We start from the raw sequence: 13,035 nt of genomic DNA on the forward strand, positions 1-13,035 counted from the left end.
GGTGGCGTCGGTGGTCAGCCGGCCTGGAGGTTGTCGGCCACCACACGGGCGAGGCCGGTCAGCGCCTCGTCGGCCATCCGTTCGACGTCCGGCCCGCCGTCGAGTTCGAGCCGCACGCGGGCCCCGCCCGAATCCGCCGGGTCGACCCTGAGCTCGCCGGACCATTCGCCGGCCCCACGCCAGCGGGCCCGCAGCTCCTCCGCGTCGAACTCCTCGGCCGGGCTGCCGTCGCCGCGCAGGGGTCCGGGCAGCCACGCCGACGCGCGGGCCGGATCGGTGGCGGTGTTGAAGACGACCTCGGGGGGCGCCGACAGGCCCCGCTCCGCGGAGGCCATCACGCGCTCCGCAGCCGGTTGGGGTCGACTTCTCGACCGGGGTGCCGGGCCAGGTACTCGGTCTCCAACTCGGCGGTACGGCGCAGGTGGTTGGCCAGCGCCGAGTCGGCCGCGTGCCGCAGGGTGTCCAGCCGGGTGCGGTGCAGGCTGTGCATCTCGCGGATGAGATCCTCGTCGGCCAGCTCGGCCGGGTCGACGCCGAGGTCGCCGTCGAGGTCCGCGCCCCTGCCCGGGTCGGGCGCCCGGTCGTCGCCCCACTCGGCGGCCCGCTGCTCCGGGCTGAACTCGTCCTGCTGTCGAGATCCGGTCATCGTCGCCCCCCTGTCCGTGTTGGGTTGGCAGCTGTACGGATGCCCAGCCCCGCGAGCACCAAACCCCCGGGCGGACGGGCCGACTACGACACCGCGTCGGAGAGGGCGGGGCGTCCCGGTACCCTCGATGCCATGAGGCGGCTCTGGACCCCGGCGTGGATCGCACGTCACGTGGCCATGGTCGTGCTGGTCACGGGCTTCCTCGCACTGGGCTGGTGGCAGCTCAGCCGGGCCGCCGGGGGCAACGCCATCAGCTGGGGATACGCGGTCGAGTGGCCGATCTTCGCGGGTTTCGTGGTGTTCGTCTGGTGGCGCGAGGTGCGGCACGCGCTGCGCGACGCGCAGGCCGACCCGGCCGGGGTGGCACCGTCCGCCGCCACAGACCCGTCGCCCGTCGCCGCCACGGCACCCGCCGACGCCGCCACCGCACCCCGACCGGCGGATGCCGGCGCGGCCACTGCGACGCGGCCCGGGGGTGCCACCGCGACGCGGCCGGGGGTACGCCGGCCGGTACGCGTCACGCGGGCCAGGTCCGACGCGGCGGAGGACGACGCCGACCTGGCCGCCTACAACCGCTACCTGTCATGGTTGAACGCCAATCCGGGCGCGAAGCCCGGTGACTATCCCGGCTGAGCCGGGTTCGGAAGGACGGACGACGGTGCGCGCTGCCCTCACCCGCTACCGGTGGATCGCCTGGGTCGTCGGTGTGGTGCTGATCCTGCTGGTGGTGATCGGCATGCCCCTGAAGTACGGGTTCGACAACCCGGTGGTGGTGGAGACCGTGGGCCAGGTCCACGGCTTTCTCTACATGGTCTACCTGGTCGCGGCCTTCGACCTGTCCCGCCGGGCGGACTGGCCGCTGAAGCGGATGATCCTGGTGATGCTCGCCGGCACGGTGCCCTTCGTCTCGTTCTGGGCCGAACGGCGGGTCAGCTCGTGGGTCACCGCGCAGGAGGCCGCCGGGCAGCGCGCCCCGGAGCCGGTGGCGGGCTGAACCGCCACCACCACCGGCTGCGCGCGGGGACGCCACCACCGGCTGTGCACGGGGACCGCCACCACCGCCGGGTCAGCGGTTCGGCCGCCACGGGCCGAATGCGGCAAGCGGGTCAGCCCAGCCGCCGCCGGCGTTCATCTCGCGGGCCCGACGCACTGCCCGGCTGACCTGGCCGAACTGGCGCTCGTCGTCGCTGCTGAACAGCAGGATCTCGGCACCCCGGCACCGGCCCCACAGCTCGTGGGGAGGGGGGCGCCAGCGGTCGCCGGCGACTGCGAGCAGCACCGGCAGCAGGAAGACCGCGCCGAGCAGCAGGTACGCGCCGGCGGTGAGCCGTTGCAGCCCACCGCTGAAGCCGAGCAGCACACCGACCCCGGCGACCACTGCGGCGCTGACGACGGTCGCCCGCACCGCGACCCGGTCGTGCGGCCCGCGGGTGGTGTGCAGGTGGGTCAGGTCGGCCACGCGCCAGGTGCCGCCGCCGACGCTGAACTGTTCGGTGGTCACGACGATCCCGGGTCGGGCGTAGAGCAGGTTGGTGGTTTCTCTGGTTCCTCCACCGGCGGTCACCTTCGGTGATCGCGGCGGACGCGTCGTTGCGCGCTCACGATGCACGGTGTTCCTCCACGGCTGGCCCAGCCGGACGGCCCCCGCCGCCTCGCGCATCCCACGCCGGTCGACGGGATTCCCGGCTGTGCGACCCATTCTGTGACCTGCCCGCCAACGCCGGAGCCCGGTTTGTCCACCGGCCGGGCCGTTGGCCGAGTCACCCACGCCGGGATCAGCCCTCCAAGTCCGTCTTGTCGGGCATAACCACTCCGGGGGCAACGTCATGCGTCTACAACGACGAATCGCTCTTATCTCGCTAAAGGCCCGAACACGCCTGCCGGCGCCCGTGCAGAACCCCGCCCCGCGCCCGTGCCGAACCCGCCCGTCGGCAACGGAGGATGCTCGGCCAGGCCGTCACACGGCCACCAGTCGTCCCGGCTTCCCCTGCGGGCCACACCCGTCACGTACTAGGTTGGGCCGGTCGGGCCCGGTCCACCGCCGTCCACCCGGACGGCACCGGTCCGGCGCCGCCGCGGACCCCGGCAACCCGCGACGGCCGGTGAGAGGAGCTTTCCCGCTCTTGTCGTCACTCAGGAACACGTTGCGGGCCCTGACGGTCGCCCTCCTGTCGGTCGCGCTGATCGCGCCGGCCACGGTGGCCCGGGCCGAGCCGACCCCCACCGAGCTGACCCGGCGGATCGAGAAGTCCTCCGCCGAGTTGGAGCGGGTGGTGGAGGCGTACAACGGCTTGGCCGAGAAGATGAAGGCCAACCGGGCCGCCGTCGACCGACTGCGGGAGCGCATCGGCCCGTTGGAACAGCAGACCGAACGCAGCCGGGCCGACGTGGGGCAGCTCGCGGTCGCCGCGTACAAGACCGGCAGCCTGGCCGGCGCGGACGCGCTGCTGCGCGCCGGGGACCCGACCTCGGTGCTGGACCGCCTCAGCGCCCTCGACCAGCTGACCCGGCAGCGGCAGGCACGCATCGCCACCTACACCGCCGACCAGCGTCGGCTGCTCGACGAGAAGACCCGGCTCGACGTGACGCTCAACCGACAGGCCGCGCAGTCCCGCGAGCTGAAGACTGCCCGTACCCGCATCGAACGGGACCTGTCGTCGCTGTACGAGATGCGCCGGCAGGCGTACGGCCGGGCCACGGAGCAGCCGGCGGCACGCCCGGACAGCGCCGCCGACGCGCCCGCCGTGTCGGGCCAGGCCGGCGTGGCCGTGCGGTACGCGTACGGGGCGCTGGGCAAGCCGTACTCCTGGGGCTCCGCCGGCCCGAACGGCTACGACTGCTCCGGGCTGACCTCGGCCGCCTGGCGGGCGGCGGGCAGGTCGCTGCCGCACAACACCCGGATGCAGTGGAGCGCGGTGGCCCACATCGGCCGGGACGAGCTGCGCCCGGGTGACCTGGTCTTCTACCGAGGGCTCGGCCACGTCGCGCTGTACGTCGGCGGCGGGCAGGTGATCGACGCGCCCAGCGCGGGGCGCAACGTGCTCAAGCGGGGCATGAACCTGATGCCCATCCTGGGCTACGGCCGGGTGCGCTGAGGCACCGGCACGGCGACGGCCGGCGTTCCCGTGGGAACGCCGGCCGTCGGTGATGTCGGCTCCTGCCGGTCAGGCCGCCTGGAGCCCCTCGGCTCGGGCCAGCTCGCGGAGCCGGCCCAGCGCCTGGATCTCCAGCTGCCGGATCCGCTCGCGGGACAGCGAGAACCGCGAGGCGACCTCGGTGAGCGAGTGCTCCCGCCCGTCCTCCAGGCCGTACCGGGCCCGCATGATCCCTGCGGACCGGTCGTCGAGGTGGTTGAGCAGGCCCTCGATGCGCTGCCGCTCCAGGCCGGTGAGGACGATCTCCTCCGGCGACGGGGCGTCACTGTCGGCGACCAGGTCACCGAGTTTGGTGTCGCCGTCGTCGCCGACCGGGGTGTCCAGTGACACCGTGTCCTGCGACCAGCGGACCAGCTCGTTGACCCGTTCCACGGTGACCCCGAGCGACGCCGCGATCTGCTCCGGCTCCGGGTCGCCGCCCAGCTCACGGGTGAGCTGACGGGCCACGTTGCGCATCCGGTTGACGTCCTCCACCAGGTGCACCGGCAGCCGCACGGTGCGTTCCTGCTGGGCGATCGCCCGGCTGATGGCCTGACGGATCCACCAGGTGGCGTAGGTGGAGAACTTGAAGCCCCGCTCGTAGTCGAACTTCTCGACCGCCCGGACCAGGCCGGTGTTGCCCTCCTGGATCAGATCCAGCATGGGCATTCCCGACCGCACGTAACGCCGGGCGATCGACACGACCAGTCGCAGGTTCGCCCGGATGAACAGATCCTTGGCCCGCTCGCCGTCGGCGACCAGCCGCTCCAGCTCGTCCCGGCCGACACCGGCGGGAACGCGGTCGGAGTCGAGCAGGTGCTCGGCGTAGAGGCCGGCCTCGATCGCCTTCGAGAGATCGACCTCGGTGGCGGCGTCCAGCAGTGGCGTCCGGGAGATCTCGTGAAGGTAGACTCCGACCAGGTCGCGCTCCTCGGCGACCTCGTCGGTTCGCATGCCGATGTTCTTGTCCACGGTGCCCACGGTCCCCTCGCTCGCGCCGGTTGCCCGGTTCCTTGCCATCCCCACGTCCATCAGCCCTCCCCCGCAACTTGCGCCCTGTCATCCGGTGCTGACATCTACACAACAGATGAGACGCGCCGGGGATTCCATGTCGTGAGTCGAAAGTGTCACGAATGCCTGATAATCCGCTGAGAGCACGGTCCATGTTTGCTGTCAGCATCCCGTCGGCGACGAACCTGACAGGCACCCCGTGAGGTCGGTGGCTCCCGCGACGCCGGCCACCCGATCCACGGCAACGCTGCCGGTCAGCGGGCACAGCGACCCGGATCACCACCATGCTGCGATCCTGGTCACCGCTGACGACGGGTCTCACTGCTGATAACGGCTCGATGGACCGCTCGGTTCATCCACGCCGGTGTTATTACCCCGGCCCCTGGAGGAACAACCTCAACCCCCGCCGTATGCCCGATCCACCCGACGGTGTGCCGGGAACCGTCCCGCCGGGCTCCGGAGGCGGCGGGGCTCCGGAGGCGGCGGGGCTCCGGAGGCGGCGGGGCTCAGGAGGCGAGCAGGGCGAGCGCGCCGCGGACCTGGTCCCCGCAGCGGGCGAGCGCGGCCCGCGCGGCCGGGATCCCCGCCCCGGAGACCAGCGAGACCAGGGCGGTCTTCAGGTTGCCGCCGGCCTCGTCGAGGACGCGTCGGGACACCTCCTCGGCACACCCCGTCGCCTCGACCAGGATCGAGATCGTCCGCCCGCGGAGCTTCGCGTTCGTCGCCACCACGTCGACCATGAGGTTCGAGTAGACCCGGCCGAGGCGCACCATCACGGCCGTGGAGAAGGCGTTCAGCACCAGCTTCTGCGCGGTGCCCGCCTTCATCCGTGTCGATCCGGTGACCACCTCCGGCCCGGTGTCGACCCCGATGAACACGTCCACGGCGTCCGCGGCCTTCGCGTGCGGGTCCGCGCACACCAGCACCGTCGAGGCGCCCTTGGCCCGTGCCGCGGCGAGCGCCCCGAGCACGTACGGGGTGCGCCCGCTGGCCGCCAGGCCGACCACCAGGTCCCCCGCCTGGACGCAGTCGGCCGACTCGGCCGCGCCGACCCGCTCGTCGTCCTCGGCGTCCTCCACCGCCTGCCACATGGCGTCCCGGCCCCCGGCGAGGTGGGCGCAGAACCAGTCCCGCGGAGAGTTGAACGTGGGGGTCAGCTCCACCGCGTCGAGCACGCCGAGCCGGCCGGACGTGCCCGCACCGAAGTAGTGCACCCGCTGGCCGCCGCGCAGGGCCGCCACCGCCAGGTCCACCGCCTCGCTGATCTCGTCGAGAACGGCGGCCACCGCCGCCGGGGCCCGCCGGTCCGCCTCGTTGATGACGGCGAGCACGTCGCGGGTGGACATGAGGTCGAGGTCGACGCTGTGCGGGTTGCGCTGTTCGGTGGGGGCGTACACCCGCACCACCGGGCGGATCGGCGCGGCGACCTCGCGCGGCTCCAGGGCGCCGGCGGTCACGACCGCCTCCGCCCCGAGCCCACCCGATGCGACCGAACGGCCTCGGCGGTGGCCTCCAGCGCCTTGCGGGCCCGGGCCCGGTTGCGCGCCGCCACCCCCACGAAGAGGCAGTCGACGACGGTCAACTGCGCCAGACGGCTGGCCATCGCGCCGGAACGGTAGGTGGTCTCCCGGGCCGCGGTGGTGAGCACGAAGTCGGCCACCTCGGTGATCGGCGACCGGGGGAAGTTGGTCAGCGCCACGGTGGCGGCACCGCGCGCCTGCGCCTGCTCCAGCACCTCCACCACGTCGGAGGTGGTGCCGGTGTGCGAGATGCCCACCGCCACGTCACCCCGACCGAGCAGGGCGGCCGAGGTCAGGGCGGTGTGCACGTCCGGGAAGTAGAAGGCCGTACGGCCGATGCGGTGCAGCTTCTGCTGGAAGTCGGAGGCGACGAAACCGCTCGCACCCGCGCCGTAGATGTCGATCCGGCCCGCCCCGGCGATGGCCTCGACGACCTCCTCACAGACGGCCGGGTCGAGCTGCTCGGCGGTCTCCTCGACCGCGCGGGCGTCGTTGAAGGCGATGGTCGCGATGATCTGCGCGAGGTCGGCCCCGGGCGGGATGTCCCCGCCGACGACGCGGGCGTCGGGCGGCTCGATCCGGCGGGCCGCCTCGGCGGCGAGCCGGATCCGCAGTTGCGGGTAGCCGTCCATGCCCACGGAGCGGCAGAACCGGATGACGGTCGCCTCGGAGGTGTCGGCGGCGGTGGCGAGGTCGGTGATGGTCCGGCGCGCCGCGTCCGCCGGGTCCGCGACCACCAGCCGGGCGACGCGCTGCTCTGCCGGGGAGAGCGACGGCAGCAGCCCGCTGATGTGGACGATCAGCCCACCCGGCTCGTGACTCGCGGAAATCTTCGGACTCTTCGTCACGCATGAAACTTACTTTCACGCAGCGTGGTCGTCAACCATACGGGCCCGTGTCGCGCCCGCAGCTTCCGCGGATCGTCCGCTGCCCGGCCGGGGCGCGGCCTGCACGGGTTCCGGCCGGGGCGCCCTGGCCGACGGCACCATGACCGTCTCCCCCAGCCGGTCCAGGTGAGCCCGGATCCGCCGGGACACCTCGTCGGGCGAGCCGGTGGCGTCGACCACCACGAAGGTGCCGAACTCCGGCAGGGTCCGGTAGGCCAGGTCCGCCGCGTGCAGGTAGGGCATGCTCTCGTGGTCGGTACCGCGCCGCTCGATGCGTTGGTACGCCTCGACCGGGTCGACGGTCAGCAGGAAGGTCACCCGGGGCGCCGGGAACAGGCGGTAGCCGAGGCGTGCCACCCGTTCCCAGCGGGAACCGCCACCGTGCGCCCGGATGCTGGCGTACTGACACGCCGCGTAGCGGTCCATCACCGCGACCCGGCCGGTGGCGAGACAGGTGAGCAGGGCGGCGGCGATGGCCAGCCAGCGCAGTACGGACTCGACGACCAGCACCCCGCTCCGCCCCACCAGGCGCTGGGCGTCCGGACGGCCGAGCCGTTGCGCGAGCCGGCCGAGCCAGCGCCGGCCGCCGGCGTTGCGGTGGTAGGTGGCGGGCGACCCGGCCTCGGTGAGGGCCTGAGCGAGCCGGTGCGCCTGGGTGGTCTTGCCTGATCCGTCGATGCCGATCAGCGCGACTGCGCGCAGTCGGGCCGGGCCGCGCCGGGCTGTCGTTGATCTGGCCACCCTGCACAGATTATCCGATCCACGCTCACCCGCCACGCCGGTATGCCCGGTTTGAAGGCAGATGGCACGTTCCCGCCCGTCCGGCAGGTGTGGACGACCGGAATGCCGGGTACCGACGTTCGATCGAAGCGGCTGCACCCCCACCACGTACCGACGGGAGATCGAGATGGTCGAGCACGGGGACGAGAGTCTTCTGCACACCCTCAAGAAGGTCGCCGCCGTGCTCAAACAGTCCGAGATCCCGTTCGCCCTGGGCGGCAGCTTCGCCGTGTACGCCCACGGCGGGCACTCCAGCGAGCACGACGTCGACTTCCTCATCCGCGAGGCCGACGTGGAACGCGCCCTGGAGGCCCTCGTCTCGGCCGGCTTCGTCGCCGAGCGCCCGCCGGAGGACTGGCTGGTCAAGGTCTACGACGGGGGCCGGATGGTCGACCTGATCCATCGGCCCATCGAGACGCCGGTGACCGAGGAGACCTTCACCGACACGGTGGTGCGCCCGGTCGACGCGATCCAGATGCCGGTGCTGTCGGCCACCCAACTCATGGTGCACAAGCTGCTCAGCTTCTCCCAGCACTACTGCGACTTCGCGCGAGGGCTGCCACTGGCCCGCTCGCTGCGGGAGCAGATCGACTGGGAGCGGGTACGCAAGGAGACGCAGCACTCGCCGTACGCCGAGGCGTTCCTGGTGCTGCTGGACCGGCTGGACGTGGTGCCGGACGCCGGCGCCGCCGAGGGAAGGGGAACAGCGTGACCGAGCACCGCGAGGTCGCCACGGGACCACCCGACGAGTACGTCGAGGCGGAGATCCACCGGCTGCTGACCGAGGATCCGGCGGTCGCCGAGCAGGGCATCACGGTGGTGCGCCGGGAGCGCGGCCTCGTGCTCTACGGCGAGGTGGAGAGCCCGCACCGCCGCGAGGAGATCCTGCGCCGGGTGGCCGAACGCTTCCCGGACGTGCCCGTCACCAGTGACATCGGGGTGATCCGCACGCAGGCGCCCACGGAGATCGAGCAACTGCCGTGAGGGAGGTTCGATGGTGATCCGGATCGCCGCCGTGGGCGACGTTCATCTGGACGAGGACGTGGTCGGCCGGTTCCGGCCGGCCCTGGAGGAACTGCCGGAGCAGGCCGACGTGCTGCTGCTCGCCGGTGACCTGACCCGCCACGGCACCGAGGCGGAGGCGCGCTGCGTCGCGCAGGAGTTCGGCGGCCTGGGCGTGCCGGTGGTGACCGTGCTGGGCAACCACGACCACCAGTGCGACCAGGTGCCGCAGGTGGTCGCCACCCTCCAGGACGCCGGCATCGCCGTGCTGGAGGGCGACGGGATGGTGCTGGACTGCCCGGGCGGTCGGCTCGGCATCGCCGGCGTGAAGGGCTTCGGCGGCGGGTTCGCGGGCCGGTGCGCCAGCGACTTCGGCGAGCCCGAGATGAAGGCGTTCGTGCGCACCACCACCGAGGCCGCCGACCGGCTCGGCGCGGCGCTGCGGTCGCTGGACTGCGACGTGCTGGTGGCGTTGACCCACTACTCGCCGGTGCCGGACACGCTCGCGGGCGAACCGCTGGAGATCTACCCGTTCCTGGGCTGCTACCAACTGGGGCAGGCCATCGACTCGGCGCCGACCGCGCTGGCGCTGCACGGGCACGCCCACCACGGCTCCGAACGCGGTGCCACGCCCGGCGGGGTGCGCGTCCGTAACGTCGCCCACCCGGTGATCAAGCAGGCGTACAGCGTCTTCCATCTGGGTGAGGACCTCGATCAACCGCAGGTTTCCGGCGTGACGGGTGGGGGTATTCAGCATACATGGAGCTGATTCTCTGGATTCTCGCAGTCGTACTCGTGGTCGCCGGCATCTTCGCGCTGTTCCGCCGGCAGATCCTGTGGGGCGTCGTCCTCATCGTGGTCGGGCTGTTGGTCGGCCCGGGTGGTGTCAGCATCTTCAGTTGACGTGGCGGCCTCCGAGCCGCCCCGTACCGGACCCGCCGGGGTCGTCGTGACCGGAACTCCGTCCTCCCGACAGGAGCCACCGGACACGGCGACCCCGGCGTCGTGTCCGGAACCCGACCCGCAGGTTTGTCCTCGCGTGCCCGGGGAGATATCTCGACCATGGAGATAATCGCTGAGGACACCCCGCGTCGCACCGGCGGCGCCCGGCAGTGGTGGGCCCTGGCCGGCTTCGCGGCGGCGGTCTTCGTCGCGGCCGCCGTCGGCGGCCTGGGCGTACAGGGCACCGCCGACGAGTACGCGAGCCTCGACCAACCCTCCTGGGCGCCGCCCTCGTGGCTGTTCGGCCCGGTCTGGAGCCTCCTGTACGCGACGATCGCGCTGGCCGGCTGGCTGGTGTGGCGGCGGGTCGGCTTCGGTCCCGCCCTCTACGCGTGGATCGCCCAGCTCGTGCTGAACGCGGTCTGGACCCCGCTGTTCTTCGGGGCCGGCCGGTACGGACTGGCGTTCGCCGAGATCGTGGTGATGTGGGTGGCGATCGGCGTGACGGTGGCGCTGTTCTGGCGGGTCCACCGCCCGGCCGCCCTCCTGATGCTGCCCTACTGGGCCTGGGTCACCTTCGCCGCGGCGCTGAACTTCTCGATCTGGCAGCTCAACAGCTGACTCCCCTGCCCGGCGCGGGGCGCCCGGCGCTACCGGGTGCCCCGTGCCGGCGGGGTCAGCACCGGGGGACGTGGGGGATGAAGCCGTCGTGGCCGGTGTGGACGTACGCGTCGGCGACGTAGCGACCCGCGCCGATCCGGTCCCAGATCGAGCTGGTGCCGTACGTGCCGGTGACGGTGGTGCCGCTGGTCTGGCACCGGATGGTCACCCGGGCCCCGTCGGCGACCGTGCCCACGGCGGCGTGGCCGGTGCCGGGGCCGGAGCGCACGGTCAGCGGGGTGCCGCTGGTGTTGACCGTTCCGGCGGCGGTCCCGGACGCGCAGCCGTTGTTGCTGGTGTAGGTCCTGGTGCCCCAGTAGAGGGCGAGGGTCCCGTTGAACCGGACCTTGATGTCGGCGCCGTCGCGGCGCTGCTCGTAGTGCAGGTGTGGGCCGGTCGAGCCGCCGGTGCTGCCGACCCAGCCGATGACCGTGCCGTAGCCGACGGTCTGCCCGACGGAGACGTTGAAGTCGCGCAGGTGGGCGTAGTACGTCGTGTACCCGTTGCCGTGGTTGATCCGGACGTACCTGCCGTAGCTGCTGCCGCCGAGGTCGGTGACCCGGTCGACGGTTCCGGGCGCACTGGCCACCACCCGGTCGCCCAGGTCGTCGGCCCGGTTGAAGTCGACCGCGTACGCCGGGCTGTGGTTGGTGCGGGTCTGCCCGGACCAGGACTGGCCGCAGGGGAACGGGACCTTGAATGTCGGTGCCGCCGCCGCGGGTGTCGCGGGCAGCACCAGAACGCCGAGACCCAACGCAACGGCCGCGAGCAGGCCGAACCACCGCCTAGCCATCCAGCACCTCCGATGTCGGAAACCTTCGACCACTCGCGTACAGATTGACAGATGTCGTCACCTGGCGAAAGGGGGCGCGGCCTGTGGTGGGAGCGTGCCCACGACAAGACGTAGGGGTTTCCGGATTGTTACTCGGTCGTGTCCGCTTAGGGGTGGACCAGATCGGATGCAAGCGCTTACATGGTGGGACGCCCATCGGACCGGCGCACGGTCATCGACGTCGACCACCCCGCGCCGGCAAGGAAGGAGGACGGCATGGCGGTCTTTGCCAGACCACGCCAGGCCTTCGTGATCGCCGGCGTGCTCGGCTTGGCGCTCAGCGCCACCGCCTGCGGCACCGGCGACGACGACAGCAGCAACAGCAACGCCGATTCTGCGGAGTGCGCGCCTTACCAGGACTACCAGGGCCACGACGGCAAGGAGGTGTCGATCTACGCGTCCATCCGTGACGCGGAGGCCGACCTGCTCCAGGACTCGTGGCAGCAGTTCACCGACTGCACCGGCATCGAGATCGACTACGAGGGCAGCGGCGAGTTCGAGGCGCAGCTCCAGGTGCGCGTCGACGGCGGCAACGCCCCCGACATCGCCTTCATCCCGCAGCCGGGCCTGATCGAGCGCTTCGCCAACTCGGGCAAGCTCAAGGCGGCCTCGGCCGAGACCAAGGCCATGGCCGAGCAGAACTACCCGGCCGACTGGCTGAAGTACTCGACCGTCGGCGGCCAGTTCTACGGCGCCCCGCTCGGCTCGAACGTGAAGTCCTTCGTCTGGTACTCGCCGAAGATGTTCCAGGAGAAGGGGTGGACCGTCCCGACCACCTGGGACGACATGATCAAGCTCAGCGACACCATCGCGGGCAGCGGCATGAAGCCGTGGTGCGCCGGCATCGAGTCCGGTGACGCGACCGGCTGGCCGGCCACCGACTGGATCGAGGACGTGCTGCTGCGGACGCAGACCCCCGAGGTCTACGACCAGTGGACCACCCACGGCATCCCGTTCAACGACCCGCGCGTGGTGGACGCCGTCGACCGCGCCGGCAGCATCCTGCGCAACGAGAAGTACGTCAACGGCGGCTACGGCGGCGTGAAGAGCATCGCCACCACCTCCTTCCAGGAGGCTGGCCTGCCGATCACGCAGGACAAGTGCGCCCTGCACCGGCAGGCGTCGTTCTACGCCAACCAGTGGCCCGAGGGCACCAAGGTGGCCGAGGACGGCGACGTCTTCGCCTTCTACTTCCCGGCCATCGACGCGGCCAAGGGCAAGCCGGTGCTGGGTGGCGGCGAGTTCACCGTCGCCTTCACCGACCGCCCCGAGGTCCAGGCCGTGCAGACGTACCTCGCCTCCGGTGAGCACGCCAACAGCCGGGCCAAGCTGGGCAACTGGGTGTCGGCCAACAACAAGCTCGACGTGGCGAACGTCGCCAACCCGATCGACAAGCTGTCGGTCGAACTCCTCCAGGACACCAGCAGCGTGTTCCGGTTCGACGGTTCGGACCTGATGCCGGCCGCCGTCGGCGCCGGAACGTTCTGGAAGGAGATGGTGTCCTGGATCAACGGCAAGGACACCAAGGCGGCGCTCGACGCCATCGAAGCCTCCTGGCCGAACTGACCTGATCGAGATCCGGTGGCCCGGCCCGCAGGGCCGGGCCACCGGTCCCAGCCAC

General features: G+C 71.9%; 17 protein-coding genes. 9 read left to right on the forward strand and 8 right to left on the reverse strand.

Going from position 1 to position 13,035, the window contains the following annotated elements:
- Window positions 1–14: 14 nt before the first annotated feature.
- Both GA0070616_RS07160 and GA0070616_RS07165 read right to left on the reverse strand, forming a co-directional pair.
- Window positions 15–335 (reverse strand): SRPBCC family protein, encoded by a 321-nt coding sequence (locus GA0070616_RS07160; protein ID WP_091078244.1) that lies wholly within the window; start codon window positions 333–335, stop codon window positions 15–17.
- Complete coding sequence (locus tag GA0070616_RS07165; RefSeq protein ID WP_091078248.1) at window positions 335–646, reverse strand: DUF6158 family protein; 312 nt, start codon at window positions 644–646, stop codon at window positions 335–337. The genes GA0070616_RS07160 and GA0070616_RS07165 overlap by 1 nt, the downstream gene beginning before the upstream one ends.
- Window positions 647–778: 132 nt before the next feature.
- Between GA0070616_RS07165 and GA0070616_RS07170 the strand changes: the two genes are divergently transcribed.
- Together GA0070616_RS07170 and GA0070616_RS07175 are read left to right on the forward strand one after the other, a co-directional pair.
- Window positions 779–1,279 (forward strand): hypothetical protein, encoded by a 501-nt coding sequence (locus GA0070616_RS07170; RefSeq protein WP_091078251.1) that lies wholly within the window; start codon window positions 779–781, stop codon window positions 1,277–1,279.
- 25 nt (window positions 1,280–1,304) lie between these two features.
- Window positions 1,305–1,640 carry a DUF3817 domain-containing protein gene (locus GA0070616_RS07175; RefSeq protein WP_091078256.1) on the forward strand — a complete coding sequence of 112 codons (336 nt, stop codon included), beginning with the start codon at window positions 1,305–1,307 and terminating at the stop codon, window positions 1,638–1,640.
- Between the two features lie 72 nt (window positions 1,641–1,712).
- Here GA0070616_RS07175 and GA0070616_RS07180 read toward each other — a convergent pair whose 3' ends face one another.
- Window positions 1,713–2,210 (reverse strand): DUF6232 family protein, encoded by a 498-nt coding sequence (locus GA0070616_RS07180; protein ID WP_091078259.1) that lies wholly within the window; start codon window positions 2,208–2,210, stop codon window positions 1,713–1,715.
- 559 nt (window positions 2,211–2,769) lie between these two features.
- Here GA0070616_RS07180 and GA0070616_RS07185 point away from each other — a divergent pair.
- Entirely contained in the window at window positions 2,770–3,741 is a 972-nt protein-coding gene (locus GA0070616_RS07185; RefSeq protein ID WP_091078263.1) for a C40 family peptidase, read from the forward strand.
- 69 nt (window positions 3,742–3,810) lie between these two features.
- Here the strand turns inward: GA0070616_RS07185 and GA0070616_RS07190 are convergent, their stop codons facing one another.
- From GA0070616_RS07190 to GA0070616_RS07205, 4 genes are all read right to left on the reverse strand, one after another.
- Window positions 3,811–4,800, reverse strand: coding sequence for a sigma-70 family RNA polymerase sigma factor (locus tag GA0070616_RS07190; protein WP_175440247.1), 990 nt, complete (start codon window positions 4,798–4,800; stop codon window positions 3,811–3,813).
- A gap of 497 nt (window positions 4,801–5,297) precedes the next feature.
- Entirely contained in the window at window positions 5,298–6,248 is a 951-nt protein-coding gene (gene murQ, locus GA0070616_RS07195; RefSeq protein ID WP_091078269.1) for an N-acetylmuramic acid 6-phosphate etherase, read from the reverse strand.
- A complete protein-coding gene (locus GA0070616_RS07200; protein WP_091078273.1) occupies window positions 6,245–7,159 on the reverse strand; it encodes a MurR/RpiR family transcriptional regulator in 915 nt (304 codons plus the stop codon). Before GA0070616_RS07200 ends, murQ begins: the two co-directional genes overlap by 4 nt.
- Before the next feature lie 15 nt (window positions 7,160–7,174).
- The gene (locus GA0070616_RS07205) at window positions 7,175–7,939 is read right to left on the reverse strand and encodes a dTMP kinase (RefSeq protein ID WP_091078277.1); all 765 of its coding nucleotides are present in this window, start codon (window positions 7,937–7,939) and stop codon (window positions 7,175–7,177) included.
- Between the two features lie 166 nt (window positions 7,940–8,105).
- Here GA0070616_RS07205 and GA0070616_RS07210 point away from each other — a divergent pair, with 166 nt between their 5' ends.
- The 5 genes from GA0070616_RS07210 to GA0070616_RS07225 all read left to right on the forward strand — a co-directional run bounded on the left by GA0070616_RS07210 (window position 8,106) and on the right by GA0070616_RS07225 (window position 10,543).
- Window positions 8,106–8,690, forward strand: coding sequence for a nucleotidyltransferase family protein (locus tag GA0070616_RS07210; RefSeq protein ID WP_091078280.1), 585 nt, complete (start codon window positions 8,106–8,108; stop codon window positions 8,688–8,690).
- Complete coding sequence (locus tag GA0070616_RS07215; protein WP_091078283.1) at window positions 8,687–8,962, forward strand: hypothetical protein; 276 nt, start codon at window positions 8,687–8,689, stop codon at window positions 8,960–8,962. Before GA0070616_RS07210 ends, GA0070616_RS07215 begins: the two co-directional genes overlap by 4 nt.
- Window positions 8,963–8,972: 10 nt before the next feature.
- Window positions 8,973–9,749, forward strand: coding sequence for a metallophosphoesterase family protein (locus GA0070616_RS07220; RefSeq protein WP_091078288.1), 777 nt, complete (start codon window positions 8,973–8,975; stop codon window positions 9,747–9,749).
- Window positions 9,740–9,883 (forward strand): GPGG-motif small membrane protein, encoded by a 144-nt coding sequence (locus GA0070616_RS28015; protein WP_175440002.1) that lies wholly within the window; start codon window positions 9,740–9,742, stop codon window positions 9,881–9,883. Before GA0070616_RS07220 ends, GA0070616_RS28015 begins: the two co-directional genes overlap by 10 nt.
- 159 nt (window positions 9,884–10,042) lie before the next feature.
- Window positions 10,043–10,543 carry a TspO/MBR family protein gene (locus GA0070616_RS07225; protein WP_091078292.1) on the forward strand — a complete coding sequence of 167 codons (501 nt, stop codon included), beginning with the start codon at window positions 10,043–10,045 and terminating at the stop codon, window positions 10,541–10,543.
- Window positions 10,544–10,598: 55 nt separating this feature from the next.
- Here the strand turns inward: GA0070616_RS07225 and GA0070616_RS07230 are convergent, their stop codons facing one another.
- The gene (locus tag GA0070616_RS07230) at window positions 10,599–11,375 is read right to left on the reverse strand and encodes a M23 family metallopeptidase (protein ID WP_091078295.1); all 777 of its coding nucleotides are present in this window, start codon (window positions 11,373–11,375) and stop codon (window positions 10,599–10,601) included.
- Between the two features lie 255 nt (window positions 11,376–11,630).
- Here GA0070616_RS07230 and GA0070616_RS07235 point away from each other — a divergent pair, with 255 nt between their 5' ends.
- Window positions 11,631–12,980 (forward strand): ABC transporter substrate-binding protein, encoded by a 1,350-nt coding sequence (locus tag GA0070616_RS07235; protein ID WP_091078299.1) that lies wholly within the window; start codon window positions 11,631–11,633, stop codon window positions 12,978–12,980.
- Window positions 12,981–13,035 lie beyond the last annotated feature (55 nt).

The organism is Micromonospora nigra (assembly GCF_900091585.1).
Lineage (GTDB): Bacteria > Actinomycetota > Actinomycetes > Mycobacteriales > Micromonosporaceae > Micromonospora > Micromonospora nigra.